This window comes from Acidiphilium iwatense, from assembly GCF_021556475.1.
Lineage (GTDB): Bacteria > Pseudomonadota > Alphaproteobacteria > Acetobacterales > Acetobacteraceae > Acidiphilium > Acidiphilium iwatense.
Map to the genome: position 1 here is coordinate 1 of NZ_JAKGBZ010000011.1, position 15078 is coordinate 15078.

The window sequence follows — 15078 nt, forward strand, 5'->3', positions numbered from 1 at the left end:
GAAGCATGATCCTTGCCATGCTCCAGCACCATCCGCACCGCGCGTTCGCGGACCTCAGGTGAATATCTGTTCGATGTCTTCCGCTTTTCCATTGCTCCATCCTACTCAAGAGTTGGAGCCTCCGGGATTCCCGGCGCGGTTCATAACGCCCCATCGATCAGCCTTTCGGAATGCTGATCTGCTATGAATCAGGAAAACGGTCGCGCCGGAATCCCCCCGGTCAAATGACGACACACCCTAGCTGATCAGGTCTGCCGGCGGTTGATGAGCACGCCAGGGGGTCGGCGCCCTCGTCGCGATCACCTACCGCTCCGCGGTTGACGAACCCGGTCGGTTCGCTAAATCGCGGACGGTCGGCGCGTATTTTGGGTTGACGTCGCCCGCGGGTCCGCTTCTCTATTCGGCTGGTTGAGGTCAAGCGCTTTCAGGCATCCACCGTTCCGATGTTTGACGTCGCCCGCGGGTCCGCTCTTCTCTTCGGGATCAGCCATTTGGCTCTCCCAGCATGGGATCAGTAGAATGGGGCGGAACAATCTGACTCGCGTCCTGATCACGCGTTGCGCGACCGGTACAAGAGCCACGGCGAACTCACCCCATCCGTCGTCCCGCGAGGGACATCTTCCACCAGGCGGTGGAACTCGATATTTCCGTGCCGTATGACAGTCGGAGAAGTGATTAAGCCGCCGAGGCGGCAACTGTCTCCTTTGTCCAGCGGAACTCCGTGCCATCGATCCACATGCGATGCATGATCACGGCCAGCCGGCGAGCGAGCGCGACGATGGCCTTTTGTTGACTCCGCCGTTTGGCGATGTTCATCGCCCAGGCTTTCAGCCACGACCATCTCTGTGCACGCGTCAGCATGACCTGGGCGGCTTCGTAGAGCAGGTGGCGCATCATGTCGTCCCCGCACAACGAGATCCGACCGACCCGGTGGTTCTCACCCGATTGATTGAGAACCACCGGGTCAGCCCCAAGGCTGGGCCGACAGCCTTTGAGTTCGTGAAGCGCGCCGGAATGTCGATCGTGCTCCTGAAGGCCAACGATACGACCGGGCCGACGCCAGGAATCGTCATCAGCCGTCGGCACACAGCGTCATCGCGAACGATCAACAGCAATTTGCGGTGCAGCGTCATGAACGCATGGCGCAGTTGTTCTCGGGATGCCAGGAGTGGCGCCATGATCTCGACGAGCTCGGGCATGCCGTCAACGAGCTCTCGGATCCGGTCGTCGAATTTGACCACGCCGACGGCGCCAACCTTGAGCCCGAAGTTGCGCAGCAAGCCGCGGATGTCGTTCTCGATGGCGATGGCTTTCTCCTGCAGCAGCTTGCGCGCCGTCAGCAGGGCGCGATGCTTCTGGCTCGTCAGCGTTTTTACATGCACGGGCCGGAACAAATTGACACGCATCATCTGTGCGATGCCACGAGCATCATTGCGATCGCTCTTGTTGACCTGCGCCTTGAGGAACGCCTTCGTATGACGGGTCTCGATGCAGATCACTGGCAATCCAGCCTCTGCCATCCCGCTGAACAGCCATTGTGACAATGGTCCAGCCTCAAGACCGACACGGGTAAGGGGCAAGCCAGGATCGTTGAGCAACCGCGCCAGGTCCTCAGGATGGCTCCCGACCTTCGCCTCGCGGCAGATCTTGCCCATTTCGTCGATGATGCACACCGACGTCTCTTTCACCGAGACGTCCAGACCGGCATAATACTTCATGCTGCGCTTCTCCATCTGATGCTTGTGGCCGTTTCAACCCGGACCACGTTTACCATCAGCCTGAAGCGCAGCACCTCACCCAAAAATCGAGGCTACGACGACCGGCCGAATACCCCATCTGATTCTGAAATTCCTAAAATCGCCGCCACAACCGAGTAGGAATTTCAGAATCGCCACGCTAGTCTCGCCCCGGCCGTCTTTCATCAGGCGGCGATAAAAATAATCGGGAGGGTTCAACGTGAACGATGACAAGGAGGCGGGCCGGCTGCTCGCGCGGCTCGACCGGATTCCGGTCTGGGCGCTGCCGAGCCTGTTCGCGGGCATAATCGGCATTGGCTTTCTGTTCACCTTTTACGATATTTTCGACATCAACGTCTCGTTCATCGAAACCTGCACGCAGCTTGTGCCGGGCTGCACGCCACCGAACTCGGCGCAGTACATCGGGCTGCCGGTGCTGCTGAACCTTGCCGGCTACGTGGCGGGAACCCTGATCCTGAGCCCGCTATCCGACCGGGCGGGGCGGCGCGACCTGCTACTGGTGACGATGGTGCTCACCGGGATCGGCTCGGCGCTGACCGCCGTGGTCAGCAGCTATACCTGGTTCGTGGTGGCGCGGGCGATCACCGGCATCGGCATCGGCGCCGATCTGGCGATCGTCAACACCTATATCGGCGAGATGGCACCGCGCGGCGGAAGGGCGCGCTATACCGCGATGATCTTCATATTTTCTGCTTTGGGTGCCGTGCTGGGCATCTGGCTCGGTCTCTGGCTCACCACGCCGCCGACGCCATTGCCGCTCGGCCTGCCCTTCGCGCTGGCCGGCAAGGGGTTCGGCTATGGCTGGCGCGTGATGTATCTGATCGGCGCGGCGCTCGCCCTGGTCGGCGTGTTGCTGCGGTTCCAGTTGCCGGAATCGCCGCGCTGGCTGGTGACGCGTGGCCGGCTGGATGAAGCGGCGAGCGTGATCGCGGATATGGAAGCGCGGGCCCATGTCATCTCACCGCTGCCGCCGGTGCCCGAACAGATCCCGCCGGCGCCGCCGGACACGCAGGCCCTGCCCTATTCGGCGATTTTCCGCAATGCGACCTATCGCAACCGCACCTTCCTGCTCGTCGCCATGTGGTTCTGCGCCTATATCACCGTCTATGCATTCGCGGCGGGGTTCACCACGCTGCTCGCGGCACTGCACTATCCGCCGCCGGAAGCCGGGCTGATCACCGCGATGGGCACCTTCGGCTTCGTGCTCTGCGCGGTCGTCGCCTATGCCTATGGCGAGCAGATGGAGCGCAAGACCTGGATGCCGATTGCCGCAGCGATCACCCTGGCCGGCGGCGTTCTGGTGGCACTCGGCGGCTCGGTGTTCTGGCTCGGCGTGCTGGGTTCGATGATCGTGTTTTTCGGCTTCAATGTCTGGGTGCCGATCGCCTATGCGTGGTCGGTCGAGAATTACCCGACGCGGGCGCGGACCACCGGCTTCGCGCTGGTCGATGGGATCGGCCATCTCGGCGGCGGGGTCGGCCTGATCGCGATCGCCCCGCTGATCCCGCATCTGGGCGTGCTGGCGGCGATGCTGATCATCATCGGGTTCCTGGTTCTTGCCGCGATCATCGCGCAGTTCGGCATCAGGACCCGCGATCTGACCCTGGAGGATATTTCGCCCTGACTGCGGCGTGATATAATTTTTATGCCGGTTTTATGCACGGCACGGAAAATCGCCATCTCGATTTTATGAGCGATCCGCGATGATGCGGGCTCGTTGACGCTTTCGCTCCGCTTCGGCCCTTTGGGCGGATCGGGTGAGCGCGCCATTCTGTCTGACACACATCGGAGGCCAATCGTGCCCGATATCGTCTCGCTGCTGATCGCCGCCGCGATCTTCACCCTGTTCTTCGTCTACGTTCCCGTCTGCGCAAAGGTCTGACCCGATGATCGATCTGGCATTGGGCGGCGCCGTTGCCCTGGGGCTGCTCGTCTATCTGGTCTGGGCGCTCGTGAGACCGGAGGATTTTTGAACATGACATTTCATGGGTTCGGCTACATCGCGCTCGTCCTCGTCCTGGTTCTGGGCGCGGCGTTCCCGCTCGGCGCCTATATGGCGCGGCTGTTCCGGGGCGAGGTGCATTGGCTGGCGCCGATCGAGCGCGGCATCTATCGGCTTTGCGGCATCGATCCGGCGCGGCAGATGGGCTGGGGCGCCTATGCGATCGCTCTGCTGATGTTCAGCGTTGCGCATTTCCTGCTGCTCTACGCGATCCTGCGGCTGCAATATTATCTGCCGTTCAATCCGCAGCACATCGCCGGCATGGCGCCGATGCTCGCCTTCAACACGGCGGCGAGTTTCACGACGAACACCAACTGGCAGGCCTATTCGCCGGAAAGTCAGATTTCCAACGGCGCGCAGATGTTCGGGCTCGCGGTTCATATGTTCCTCTCGGCCGCCGCCGGCATCGCGGTCGCCGCCGCGCTGATGCGCGCCTTCACCAGCGGCGGGCTGAAGACGCTGGGCAATGTCTATGCCGATATCACTCGGATCACGCTTTATCTGCTGCTGCCGATCGCGCTGATCGCCGCGGTTCTGCTGCTCGTCTCCGGCGTGCCAATGACCTTCGCGCCGTTCGCGCAGGTTCATACGCTGGCGGGCGGGGTGCAAACCATCGCGCGCGGACCGGTGGCGCTGCAGGAGGTCATTAAAAATCTCGGCACCAATGGCGGCGGATTTTTCAACGCGAATGCCGCGCATCCGTTCGAGAATCCGACGGGGCTCACCAATCTGCTGGAAATCTGGCTGCTGCTCGTGATCGGTTTCGCCTTGCCGATCGCGTTCGGCCACATGATCGGCCGCAAGCGCGAGGGGGTGGCCCTGTTCGCCGCGATGGCGATCATTCTCGGTTTCGCCATGGTCGGCACCTACGCGGCGGAGGCGGCAAACAACCCGATCCTGGTTCATGCCGGTATCGCCGCCCATCCGGGCAACATGGTGGGCAAGGAGATGCGGTTCGGCATCGCGCAGTCCACGACCTTCAACACCGCCGCGACCGGTACCTCGACCGGAGCCGTCAACTCCTTCACCGACAGCTATATGCCGCTCGGCGGGCTGGTCCCGATGTTTTTAATGCAGCTCGACGAAGTGGCACCCGGCGGCGTCGGTTCGGGTCTCTACGGCATGGTGCTGTTCGCGCTGCTCGCCGTGTTCGTCGCCGGGCTGATGGTGGGACGAACGCCGGAATATCTCGGCAAGAAGGTGCAGGCCAAGGAGATCAAGCTCGCGATGCTCGCGGTGCTGGTCCAGACCCTGTTCATTCTCGCGGGAGCGGGTTTCTCGCTGCTGACAAAGTCCGGCCTTGGCTCGCTCGCCAATGCCGGCCCGCACGGGCTGAGCGAGATGCTGTATGGCTGGACGTCGGCGACCGAGAATAACGGCAGCGCCTTCGCCGGGCTTTCGGCTAACACGCCGTTGCTGGATTACGGGCTTGGCGCCGCGATGCTGTTCGGCCGGTTCGCCGTGCTGATCCCGGTTCTGGCGATCGGCGGATCGCTCGCCGCCAAGCCGAAACTGCCGCATTCCGCCGGCACCTTCCCGACCGACGGGTCGCTGTTCGTCGGCCTGCTGATCGGCGTGATCATCATTCTGGGCGGGTTGCAGTTCATGCCGGCCGACACGCTGGGGCCGCTCGCCGAACATTATCTGCTGCTCGCCGGCAAGACCTTCTGAGGAATCCGATCATGTCCAATCAAGCCGATACGATCGGCCTGTTCGATCGCACCATCCTTGCCCGCGCGGCTGGCGATTCGGTGCTCAAGCTCAACCCGCGCACGCTGATGCGCAACCCGGTGATCTTCACCACCGAGATCATCGCCGCTCTAGTCACCGTAGTCGGCATCCGCGAATTGGTGACCGGCCAGCCCGCCGCCTTCTCGATCGTGATCGCGGTGTGGCTGTGGATCACCGTGCTGTTCGCGACCTTCGCCGAAGCCGTGGCCGAAGGGCGCGGCCGGGTGCGCGCCGACGCGCTGCGCCGGGCGCGTTCCGATACCATGGCGAAGCTCATCCTTGATCCGCGCGACCGGATGATATTCAAGCCGACGCCAGCACCTGAGCTGCACAAGGACGATCTGGTGCTGGTCGAGACGGGCGATCTCATCCCGTCCGACGGCGAGATCATCGAGGGTATCGCAAGCGTGAACGAAAGCGCGATCACCGGCGAATCCGCCCCGGTCATCCGCGAGGCGGGCGGCGATCGTTCGGCGGTGACCGGCGGAACCCAGGTGGTGTCCGATTGGCTGGTGGTGCGCATCACCGCCGAGCCGGGCTCGACCTTTCTCGACCGGATGATCGCGCTGGTCGAAGGGGCCGAGCGGCGCAAGACACCGAACGAGATCGCGCTCGACATCTTGTTGGCTGGTCTGACCATCGTGTTCGTCATCGCCGTGGCGACTCTACCGGGTTTTGCTTCGTATTCGCGGACACATCTGTCGATCGCGGTGCTCGCCGCCCTGTTCGTCTGCCTGATCCCCACCACGATCGGCGGGCTGCTCTCGGCCATCGGCATTGCGGGGATGGACCGGTTGATCCGCTTCAATGTCGTGGCGACCTCGGGCCGCGCGGTGGAGGCGGCCGGCGATGTCGATGCGCTGCTGCTCGACAAGACCGGCACGATCACCTTCGGCAACCGCATGGCTTCGGCGATCTATCCGGTTCCAGGCGTGGACGAGCGCGTTCTGGCCGAGGCAGTATGCTACGCCTCGCTCGGCGACGAGACGCCGGAAGGCCGCTCGATCGTCACGTTTATCCGAGAGCGGTTTCAGATTGCCGAACGCCTTCCCACCAACGCGACCCTGGTGCCGTTCAGCGCCAATACGAGAGTGTCGGGAATCGATAGCGGCGGTAAATCCTGGCGCAAGGGCGCGGTCGATTCCGTGCTGAGCCTGACGGGCAGCGCAACGCCGGCGGTCTTCACCGAGGCGGTGTCGCGCATCGCCCGCGCAGGATCGACGCCGCTTGCCGTTGCCGTGGACGGCAAACTGCTCGGCGCGATCGAATTGAAAGACATCGTCAAGCCGGACATCAAGGAGCGTTTCGCCGATCTGCGCCGGATGGGCATTCGCACCATCATGGTCACCGGCGACAACCGCGTCACCGCTGCTGCGATCGCCGCCGAGGCGGGAGTGGACGACGTGATCGCGGAAGCCACGCCGCAGGACAAGCTGGGCTACATCCGCAAAGCGCAGGAGGAGGGCCGACTGGTCGCGATGTGCGGCGACGGCACCAACGACGCGCCCGCACTGGCGCAGGCCGATGTCGGGGTGGCAATGCAGACCGGCACCCAGGCCGCGCGCGAGGCAGGCAACATGGTCGACCTCGACAGCGACCCCACCAAGCTGATCGAAATCGTCGAGATCGGTAAGCAGTTGCTGATTACCCGCGGTGCGTTGACCACGTTTTCGATCGCCAACGACATCTCGAAATATTTCGCGATCCTGCCGGCGATTTTCGTGGCGACCTACCCGCAATTGCAAGCGCTCAACGTCATGGGACTGAGTTCCCCGGAGAGTGCGATTCTCTCGGCGGTGATCTTCAACGCCCTGATCATCGTGGCGCTGGTGCCGCTGGCGTTGCGCGGGGTGAAATTCCGCGCGATCGGCGCCGCCGCGCTGCTGCGCCGCAACCTGCTGATCTACGGCCTCGGCGGGATTATCGCCCCGTTCATCGGCATCAAGGCGATCGACATGATCCTCACCGCTTTCCACATCTTCTCCTGATCGGACATTGTCATGATTCGCGAACTTCGCCCGGCTTTGTCGCTGGTTCTGCTGTTCACCTTGATCCTTGGCGTGGCCGCGCCGGTCGCGTTCACCGGCTTCGCCCAACTCGTCTTTCCATACCAGGCGAATGGCAGCCTGATCCGGGTGAAAAACCATGCCATCGGCTCGGCCCTGATCGGCCAGAATTTTCCGGGCAGGCAATGGTTTCAGCCGCGCCCCTCGGCGCTGACCGGAACCGACGCGAAGGGGCAGACCGTCGCCACGCCGTATGATGCCTCGGAATCGGGGGCGTCCAATCTCGGGCCGACCAGCAAGACGCTGATCGCCAATGTCACCGCCCGGATTGCCGCTTACCGCAAGGCCTATGGTCCCGGCCCGGTGCCGGACGATGCGGTTACGTCGTCGGGCTCCGGCCTCGATCCGGATATCTCGCTCGCCAATGCGCTGCGCCAGGCGCCCACCGTCGCCGTGGCCCGGCATCTGCCGGCAGGCCGGATGACGGCGCTGGTAAAGCGGTTTGCCATGCATCGGCTGCTCGGCGTCATCGGTACCGATCGGGTTAATGTCCTGAAGCTGAACCTGGCCCTGTCTCGGATGCAAGCCGCGACCACGATGGTGCAAAAATAAATCATTTGATGACTCGCCATGGACAACATAACCCTGAAATCCCATAGATACTGGAGCATCATATGGATAATGATCTTTATCCTGCTGATTTATTATGAGAAAAATTACTCGAAATCCGTCATTGCAGAAAATATTCTTGAATCATCCATTGTTTCATGGATTGCGGTATCCTTTTCGACTCTTCTACGACTTGCCAAAAGCAATAATGCCATGAATGGAAAATTTATATTGATACTGGTCAGGAAAATATCCCGCCCATTTTCGATTTTGCTGTTCATTGAACTGATGTTGTTTTTTCTAATGAAAGAACGCAAGGAATTCATGATCGTATTCATATGTTCGGTGGCGGCGACAACGACCATCTATCTTGCGCTTGCCAGTCTCTGGGAATTTTCCATCTGGCTCAATCGGCCAAGAAACAGAAGGTGATATATCAGACTTGAAACATCGGCAGATTGGCTTCATCGGCGCAAAGGTCGCAAAACCGAACCTTGCGCCGAGGCTGGCTGGTGCGCGATGATGGACGTTGATGGCCGCATCGGATTCCGAGCACAGACCTGACCCGGACGCTTTGCTTGCGCAGGCGGCGGGCGAGCATCGCGGCAAGCTGAAGATTTTTCTCGGCGCAGCACCAGGCGTCGGCAAGACCTGGGAAATGCTCGCCGCCGCCCGGCAGAAACACGCCGAAGGCGTCGATGTCCTGGCCGGGCTGATCGAAACCCATGGCCGAGCCGAAACCGCTTCCCAGCTCGACAACCTGCCGGTTCTACCGCGCCTGAAAGTGCCGTATCGTGGACGGGTGCTGGAGGAATTCGATCTCGACCAGGCGATTCTCCGCCGGCCCGGCCTGTTGCTGGTCGACGAACTTGCCCACACCAACGCACCGGGACTGCGCCATGCCAAGCGCTGGCAGGATGTGGCGGCGGTGCTGGAGGCCGGGATCGATGTCTGGACCACGCTCAATGTCCAACATCTCGAGAGCCTGAACGATCAGGTCGCGCGGATCACCGGGGTCAGGGTCGCCGAGACGCTGCCGGACACGGTGCTCGGCCTCGCCACCGAGATCGAACTGATCGATCTGCCGCCCGCCGAATTGCGCACGCGGCTGGAACAGGGGCGCATCTATCGGCCCGATGTCGCGCGCCAGGCGCTTGGGGGGTTTTTCCGCGAAGGCAATCTGGCCGCGTTGCGGGAGATGGCGCTCCGGCGGGTTGCCCAGCATGTCGACCGGAACATCGCGACCTATATGCGCAGCCGGGCGATCGCCGGGCCCTGGCCGGCGGCGGAGCGGGTCATGGCGGTGATCGAACCCGGCCAGGCGGCCGAACAGGTGGTGCGCCACGCCGCACGGCTGGCCGATGCACTGCAGGCGCCGCTGCTCGCCTTCCACGCCGAGGCCGAATCCGGCGGGAGCGCGGTGCAATCGGCGCTCGATCTGACGATTCAGCTCGGCGGCGCGATCGAAACCAGCACCAACGCCGATGCTCTCGCCGCGTTGCTCGACGTCGCGGCACGGCAGAATGTGGCCCATATCGTCATCGCGCGCGGGCCGGAGAAATTCTGGGCGCGCCGACCGCTCGCGGCAAAATTGGCGCGCCGCGCCCGTGCCTATTCGCTGCATGTCGTGCCCGATCCGGCAGCCAGGGCTGCCGCACCGAAATTGCCTCGACCGAAACGGAACCTCACTCCTTTCGCCATCGGCGTCGCCGTCATGGTGCTCGCGACCGTGCTGGGCTACGCCGTGCGCGGCATGGTGCCGCACGATGCGATGGGGTTCGTGTTCACCGCGATCGTGGTCGGCCTGGCGAGCCGCTATGGCCGCGCGGTCGGGGTGTTCGCAGCGGTGGCGAGTTTCCTGCTATGGAATTTCTTCTTCCTGCCGCCGATCTTCACCCTGTCGGTGGGCGATCCGCGCGACGTGGTGGCGCTGATCGTGTTCCTCGGCGTGGGCCTGCTCACCGGCACGCTGGCCGGACGGGTACGGATCGAGGCCGAAGCGGCGCGCGGGCGCATCGAGGCGCTGCGCCGCGTCGCTCTGTTCGGCCGTACCCTGGCCCAGGCGACCGACGAGGTTTCGCTGCGCGCCGCGATCGAAGCCGAAGCGGCGGCGCTGGGCGGCGAAGCGATCGCGCTGATCACAACCGGAGCCGACCTGCCCGCTTCCGCGGCTCTCGACGAGGCCGCGCAGGCCGCCGCCGAATTTGCTTACCGGAACCGGCTGGCGACCGGCGCCGGAACCATCACCCTGCCTTCGGTGCCGTGGCGCTTCATGCCGCTCGCGACCGAAGCCGGCGCGGTCGGCGTGCTCGGCGTGAAGCCGGCCGGGCCGATGACCGAGCCGCTGGTTCAGGCGCTCGGTGCTCTAGCCGATCAGGCGGCGATGGCGACCGAGCGGTTGCGCCTTGCCGCCCGTGCCGCCGACAGCCGCGCCCAGGCGAGGACGCAGCGGTTGCGCACGGCGCTGCTGTCGTCGCTGTCGCACGATCTGCGCACGCCGCTCACCGCGATCAGGGGTGCGGCGGAGACGCTCGCCGCCTCCGAGGCCACGCTGACCGAGGCGACGCGCGCCGATCTGCTCGCCAGCATCGTGCAGGATGTCGGGCGGATGACGCGTTTTCTGGCCAATATCACCGGCATGGCGCGGATCGAGACCGGCGAAATCGTCGCGCGCCGCGAGCGCGTCTCGCTCGGACCGCTCATCGAGGCGGCAATAGCGCGGGTGCCCGAGGCATTTCATGCAGCGGTCAATCTCGGCGAAAGTGCGGATGCCGTGGAGGCCGATCCCGCGCTGCTCGAACAGGTGATCGTCAATCTGCTGGAAAACGCGGTCAAATACGCACCCGACGGCTCCGCCATCGCGATCGCCACGCGAAACGAGGGCACGATGATCGTCATTTCGGTCGCCGATGAAGGCATCGGCATCGCCGCCGAAGACCTGCCGCATGTGTTCGACAGTTTCTTCCGCGCCGCACGCGGCGACCGGGTCGCCCCCGGCACCGGACTTGGACTCGCCATCGCGCGCGCCTTCGTCGAGGCGATGGGCGGAACGATCGAGGCGGCGAGCCCGCGTCCCGATTTGCCGCGCGACGGGCTGCCGGGAACAATCGTCGCCATCCGGTTACCAGCGGCGTGAATACCGGGGCCATTCTTGTGGTGGATGACGAGACGCAGATCCACCGGTTCCTCAAGCCCGCGCTCGAAGCCGCGGGCTACGCGACGCTGCGGGCGGAGACCGGTGCCGAGGCGCTCCGACTGGCGGCATCGGCGTCACCCGATCTCGTGCTGCTCGACCTCGGTCTGCCGGACATGGACGGGCATGAGGTGCTCACGAAACTGCGAGAATTTTCCGCGATACCCGTGATCGTGCTTTCAGCGCGGGACCGCGAAGCCGAAAAAATCGCCGCCCTCGACGCGGGCGCGCATGACTATGTGGAAAAACCCTTCGCGCTCGGCGAATTGCTCGCCCGTATGCGCTCGGCATTGCGAATGCACGCGCAACAGGCCGATGCCGCGCCGCACCTCGGTATCGGGCCGCTCGCGCTCGACCCCGAGCGGCGCGCCGCAAGTCTTCATCAGAAAGATGGGACTCATGCCGATCTTGGGCTGACCCGCATCCAGTACACGCTTCTGGCCTTGCTCGTGCGCAACCAGGGGCGGGTGCTGACCCATCGCCAGATCCTCACCGCCGTCTGGGGCCCGGCGCACACCGAGGACATCGCCTATCTGCGCATCTATGTCAGCCAGTTGCGCCGCAAGCTCGCGGGGTCGGGCATCAGCCTCGCGACCGAGCCAGGTGTAGGCTATCGGCTGATCGAGACGGATTAGCCAAGTACGGCCAGCGCGTTGTCGAGATCGTCGATCAGATCGGCGACATCCTCAAGCCCGACCGAGAACCGGATCGTGCCGTCGGTGATGCCGAGGCGTGCGCGTTCCTCGGCACCGATGCGCATGTGCGTGGTTGTCGCCGGGTGGGTGACCATCGACTTGGAATCGCCGAGATTGTTGGAAATCACGATGAGGTCGAGCGCATTCATGAAGCGGAACGCAGAGTCCTTGCCTCCCTCCAGCTCGAACGTCACCAGCGTTCCGCCTGCCAACATCTGGGCGCGCGCGAGGGCGGATTGCGGATGGTCGGCACGGAACGGATAGAGCGCACGGGCGATGTGGCGCTTCCCAGCCAGATGGTCGGCGATCGTGGCTGCCGACCGGCACGCATGATCGACCCGCAGCGCCATCGTTTCCAGCCCCTTCAGGACGATCCAGGCGTTGAACGGCGAAATCGACGGGCCGGTATTGCGAATGAAGGGTTGCAGGGTGTTGTCGATCCAGTCCTTGCGGCCGAGCACGGCACCACCGAGCACCCTGCCCTGCCCGTCCATGTGCTTGGTCGCGGAATAGACCACCACATCCGCGCCGAACTCGATCGGGCGCTGGAGCAGCGGGGTGGCGAATACATTATCGACCACCGCGATCGCGCCGGCTTGGTGGGCGAGATCGGCGACGGCGCGCAGGTCGATGATGTCGAGCATCGGGTTGGACGGCGTTTCGATCAGCACGAGATCGGTCCTGCGCGACAGAGCCGCGCGCCAGGCATCAAGATCGCCGCCATCGACGAACACGGTCTCGATCCCGAAGCGCGGCAGCAGGGTCGAGACGATCCAGTGGCAGGAGCCGAACAGCGCGCGTGAGGCGACGACGCGGTCGCCGGTTTTGAGATGCGACAGCATCGCGGCGTGGACGGCGGCCATGCCGGTCGCGGTGGCGCGGCAGGCTTCCGCGCCCTCGATCGCGGCGAGCCGCCCTTCGAGCATCGAGACAGTCGGATTGCCGAAGCGCGAATACTGGTAATGTGCGATTTCGCCCTTGAAGGTCGCCTCAGCCTGTTCGGCATCGTCATAGACGAAGCCGGAGGTGAGAAACAGCGCCTCGGCGTTTTCGGCGAAGTCGGAACGGATCTGGCCGGCATGGACGAGTTGCGTGGCCGGACGATGGGTGCGCTTGCTCATACGGTTCGGTATATCGCGGTTCGGCGCGGAGGCAAGCTTTCGTCTCGCACATCACATTCGGGCAGGCGGGATGCCTTGGCGACAGCCCCGGATTAACCCGATCTTCGCACATCGCTGGTAGCGTGGCGCGATGGAACGTGCACCCCGCCTTGCCATTATGCTGCTTCCCGGCCTCGATCACTTCACCGCCGATCTGCTGGTGCGATTGCCGGCCGCTTTCGGGTGGGAGGTCCGGCCGTTCATGGTGACCGGCGCGCCGGCGCTGGCGGCGGCCCTGGCCTGGACCGACGGCGCGGCCGGCGACGCGATCTGGTTCGAATTCTGCTGGCCGCCCTTTCCGGCAGTGATCGGCGCCACCGATTTCGGCGGACGGCGGGTGATCGTGCGGGTTCATCGCATCGAGGCGGCCGAAACCGGCCATGTCGCCGATATGTCCTGGGCGAAGGTCGACGACGTGATCGTGGTCAGTCCAGACATGGCCGAGCGCGTGCGCGCGGCCGCGCCGGAAATCGCCGTCACCAGCCGGCTGCATCTGGTGTGCAACGGCGTGGATACCGAGCGGTTCGCGCCCCCCGCCGATTGGAACCCGTTTCGCATCGGCTGGTGCGGACTGATGACGTTGCGCAAGAACCCTTCCCTCGCCCTGCAGATACTGGCGCAGTTGCGGGCCGAGGATTCCCGCTATCATCTGAGCCTGTGCGGCATGGGCGGCGAGACTTTGGCGCACGAGACATTCCTTCACCTCGCGCGCCGGCTCGACCTCCTTGCCGCGATACGCTGGGAGGGGCGAATCGCTCAGGCGGACATGCCGTCATGGCACGCGGCGAACGGCGTGCTTCTGCATACCAGCCTGCATGAAGGATTGAGCTATGCAGTTCTGGAAGCAGCTTCCGCTGGGTGCGATCTCGCAGTGTTCGACCATCCGGGTGCTGCCGCGTGCTGGCCGGCCCCGATCCTGTTCGGCACGGTCGACGAGGCGGCGGCGCTGATCCGCGCGGCGCGACCGCATCGCTGGCGCGATCATGTCTGCGCAAATTTCTCGCTGGAGCGGCAGATCGATGCGATCGGCGCGATGCTGAACGGCCATGCGGCCGCGAGGACGGAATGTGCGACAGGCCAGCATTCCGTCGTCACGGCCTGATATGCAACCATCAAGACAAACCCAATAAAAATATAAATCGATTTATGCTGTATGCTTGAAAGCGGCGAAAGAAAAACTTCAAGCAATAATCGATTATTTACGTCACGGTTGCGGGGTCGTGGCGCGCTGCCAGCGCGGAATCCTTGACCCTGACATAGGTAAGCCACGTATAGCCGCTGCGGGGCTGCGCCGTCGTATCGAGGCAAGCGAGTTCGGGATCGCGCGGGATATTCAATCCGGGGACAAAGATTTCGTTGCTCCTGCCCGCCTGGGTATCCCATAGTGGCGGGAATATCTCGAAACGATCGACGACCTGTTCCATCCATTCCTTGATCGCGGGATCGCGAAGATAGCGGAAAAACGTCAGATGAGTCGCCTCGCCCGGCAGATTATCGTCGAAAACGATGTGCTGAAAGCCTTTTTGGATTGCCTGCTGCAGGCGATGGATCTTGTGCTGATGATCGTCGAACAGCACGAGAGAAGGTTCCGGCTTGACCATGAATTCGAACCCGCAGCAGGAAAAATCCATCCCCGCGCGTTCCAGATCGGCCGGCCAGTAGCCAGGGCCGATTTTCGCGGAATCGAGGCAGTGGCCCAGGGCAAAAATCGGATCGAGACTGACGATTTTTGCCTCCGGCGCCGCCTGACGCATCACCCAGGTGCTGAAACCACGCCAGGTACCCGACTCGACAATGAATTTCGGCGATAATTCACGCACCCAGTAATAGAGGCAGAACGCCGTATCGGGTGCCATACCATTCGTGTTGACAAAGGGTTTGTCACGAAACTTTCCAACCCATTCATGAGCACATGCAGCAATGTT

Annotated in this window: 12 protein-coding genes and 2 pseudogenes; 10 read left to right on the forward strand and 4 right to left on the reverse strand. The window is 63.5% G+C overall.

What is annotated here, in order from left to right; translation table 11 throughout:
• Nucleotides 1–249 precede the first annotated feature (249 nt).
• A pseudogene (locus L2A60_RS07395) lies at nucleotides 250–373 on the forward strand (transposase); the annotation flags it as partial.
• Between the two features lie 302 nt (nucleotides 374–675).
• Here the strand turns inward: L2A60_RS07395 and L2A60_RS07400 are convergent.
• Nucleotides 676–1718 (reverse strand): annotated as a pseudogene (locus tag L2A60_RS07400) (IS110 family RNA-guided transposase).
• 238 nt (nucleotides 1719–1956) lie between these two features.
• Here L2A60_RS07400 and L2A60_RS07405 point away from each other — a divergent pair.
• From L2A60_RS07405 to kdpC, 6 genes are all read left to right on the forward strand, one after another.
• Nucleotides 1957–3381, forward strand: coding sequence for an MFS transporter (locus L2A60_RS07405; RefSeq protein ID WP_235703738.1), 1425 nt, complete (start codon nucleotides 1957–1959; stop codon nucleotides 3379–3381).
• Between the two features lie 93 nt (nucleotides 3382–3474).
• Nucleotides 3475–3639 (forward strand): hypothetical protein, encoded by a 165-nt coding sequence (locus L2A60_RS07410; RefSeq protein WP_235703739.1) that lies wholly within the window; start codon nucleotides 3475–3477, stop codon nucleotides 3637–3639.
• 4 nt (nucleotides 3640–3643) lie between these two features.
• Entirely contained in the window at nucleotides 3644–3730 is an 87-nt protein-coding gene (gene kdpF, locus L2A60_RS20865) for a K(+)-transporting ATPase subunit F (protein WP_407932529.1), read from the forward strand.
• A 2-nt stretch (nucleotides 3731–3732) separates the two neighbouring features.
• Nucleotides 3733–5430: a potassium-transporting ATPase subunit KdpA gene (kdpA, locus tag L2A60_RS07415; RefSeq protein WP_235703740.1), complete on the forward strand. Its 1698-nt coding sequence runs from the start codon at nucleotides 3733–3735 to the stop codon at nucleotides 5428–5430.
• 11 nt (nucleotides 5431–5441) lie between these two features.
• The gene (gene kdpB / locus L2A60_RS07420; protein WP_235703741.1) at nucleotides 5442–7478 is read left to right on the forward strand and encodes a potassium-transporting ATPase subunit KdpB; all 2037 of its coding nucleotides are present in this window, start codon (nucleotides 5442–5444) and stop codon (nucleotides 7476–7478) included.
• Nucleotides 7479–7490: 12 nt separating this feature from the next.
• Nucleotides 7491–8108 (forward strand): potassium-transporting ATPase subunit KdpC, encoded by a 618-nt coding sequence (gene kdpC / locus L2A60_RS07425; protein WP_235703742.1) that lies wholly within the window; start codon nucleotides 7491–7493, stop codon nucleotides 8106–8108.
• 104 nt (nucleotides 8109–8212) lie between these two features.
• Here the strand turns inward: kdpC and L2A60_RS07430 are convergent, their stop codons facing one another.
• On the reverse strand, nucleotides 8213–8470 hold the full coding sequence (locus L2A60_RS07430; protein ID WP_235703743.1) for a hypothetical protein: 258 nt from the start codon (nucleotides 8468–8470) through the stop codon (nucleotides 8213–8215).
• A gap of 167 nt (nucleotides 8471–8637) precedes the next feature.
• Between L2A60_RS07430 and L2A60_RS07435 the strand changes: the two genes are divergently transcribed.
• Nucleotides 8638–11241: a sensor histidine kinase gene (locus L2A60_RS07435; protein ID WP_235703744.1), complete on the forward strand. Its 2604-nt coding sequence runs from the start codon at nucleotides 8638–8640 to the stop codon at nucleotides 11239–11241.
• Nucleotides 11238–11933: a response regulator gene (locus L2A60_RS07440; protein WP_235703745.1), complete on the forward strand. Its 696-nt coding sequence runs from the start codon at nucleotides 11238–11240 to the stop codon at nucleotides 11931–11933. Before L2A60_RS07435 ends, L2A60_RS07440 begins: the two co-directional genes overlap by 4 nt.
• On the opposite strand, the gene metZ is transcribed toward L2A60_RS07440, so the two are convergent.
• Nucleotides 11930–13114: an O-succinylhomoserine sulfhydrylase gene (gene metZ / locus L2A60_RS07445; protein WP_235703746.1), complete on the reverse strand. Its 1185-nt coding sequence runs from the start codon at nucleotides 13112–13114 to the stop codon at nucleotides 11930–11932. The two genes, L2A60_RS07440 and metZ, sit on opposite strands and share 4 nt — an antisense overlap.
• Nucleotides 13115–13244: 130 nt before the next feature.
• Here metZ and L2A60_RS07450 point away from each other — a divergent pair, with 130 nt between their 5' ends.
• Nucleotides 13245–14255, forward strand: a complete 1011-nt coding sequence (locus L2A60_RS07450) for a glycosyltransferase family 4 protein (protein WP_235703747.1) — start codon at nucleotides 13245–13247, stop codon at nucleotides 14253–14255.
• A 97-nt stretch (nucleotides 14256–14352) separates the two neighbouring features.
• On the opposite strand, the gene L2A60_RS07455 is transcribed toward L2A60_RS07450, so the two are convergent.
• Nucleotides 14353–15009: an O-methyltransferase gene (locus L2A60_RS07455; protein ID WP_235703748.1), complete on the reverse strand. Its 657-nt coding sequence runs from the start codon at nucleotides 15007–15009 to the stop codon at nucleotides 14353–14355.
• Between the last annotated feature and the right edge of the window lie 69 nt (nucleotides 15010–15078).

Excerpts from the sequence above, each read along its gene's own strand:
- L2A60_RS07450 (WP_235703747.1), top strand. The coding sequence starts at position 13,245 with ATGGAACGTGCACCCCGCCTTGCCATTATGCTGCTTCCCGGCCTCGAT.
- L2A60_RS07435 (WP_235703744.1), top strand. The coding sequence starts at position 8,638 with ATGGCCGCATCGGATTCCGAGCACAGACCTGACCCGGACGCTTTGCTT.
- kdpB (WP_235703741.1), top strand. The coding sequence starts at position 5,442 with ATGTCCAATCAAGCCGATACGATCGGCCTGTTCGATCGCACCATCCTT.
- L2A60_RS07430 (WP_235703743.1), bottom strand. The coding sequence starts at position 8,470 with ATGGTCGTTGTCGCCGCCACCGAACATATGAATACGATCATGAATTCC.
- kdpF (WP_407932529.1), top strand. The coding sequence starts at position 3,644 with ATGATCGATCTGGCATTGGGCGGCGCCGTTGCCCTGGGGCTGCTCGTC.
- metZ (WP_235703746.1), bottom strand. The coding sequence starts at position 13,114 with ATGAGCAAGCGCACCCATCGTCCGGCCACGCAACTCGTCCATGCCGGC.
- kdpA (WP_235703740.1), top strand. The coding sequence starts at position 3,733 with ATGACATTTCATGGGTTCGGCTACATCGCGCTCGTCCTCGTCCTGGTT.
- L2A60_RS07455 (WP_235703748.1), bottom strand. The coding sequence starts at position 15,009 with ATGGCACCCGATACGGCGTTCTGCCTCTATTACTGGGTGCGTGAATTA.
- kdpC (WP_235703742.1), top strand. The coding sequence starts at position 7,491 with ATGATTCGCGAACTTCGCCCGGCTTTGTCGCTGGTTCTGCTGTTCACC.